Here is a 755-nt window from a genome sequence, read left to right as displayed (position 1 = left end):
CCCTTTAATCCATCTGGGTAGCCTGTTCCATCATATTTTTCATGATGACTTCTTACTATAGGTAGAATCGCTTTAAACTTATGGATTGGTTTAAGAATAAGCTCCCCCTTTACTGGATGTTGACGAATGATTTCAAGTTCACTATCCGTAAGTGGCTCAGCCTTGTTTAGAATCTGCTCATAGGTACCGATTTTCCCAATATCATGGAGAATGCAGCCCACCTTGAGAAGGTTTAATGATTCGGAATCAAGTGATAATTTCCGTCCAATACGTAATGCCAGAGCTGTCATGCGCTTCGAATGCCCCTTAGTCCAGTGAGACTTAGCATCAATTGCAGAACTCAAGGCAGAGGTTGTATCCAAAAACATTGAATGCAAAGACACATAGTTTTCTGCATTTTCGATCGCTATAACAGACTGGTTGATTAGCGTCTGGCAGAGGGCGATTTTTTCTTGAGAAAAAGGTTCCCGGTCCCACACTCTTGACTCACCCAAAATAATAGCACCCTCTGAGCGTCCTTTAATAACTAAGGGAAAGATTAAACCGGAATGTGTTTCAGAAGTGAAAATTTGTTCCAACTCAACTTTATGTCTCCGATCAAACATTTCTGTATTAGAAACTGATACGTATCGTCCAGTGTCAAAAGCCTTCTGTAAGTCAGGACAATATTTTACGTCTAACTCGTTTCCAATGCCAGGCTCCCAATCTAGCATCCTGATGGGATAGGCTGCGCGAATTACAGGGCCTGCATGCTC

The 755-nt window shown here is 42.0% G+C and carries 1 protein-coding gene; it reads right to left on the bottom strand.

Annotated features, from left to right (window positions below):
- On the bottom strand, window positions 1-755 hold a 755-nt coding region (locus A3763_RS11490), incomplete at both ends, for an HD domain-containing phosphohydrolase (RefSeq protein ID WP_156495055.1).

Source organism: Oleiphilus sp. HI0128 (assembly GCF_001635365.1).
This window is presented reverse-complemented; position numbering and strand designations above follow the sequence as displayed.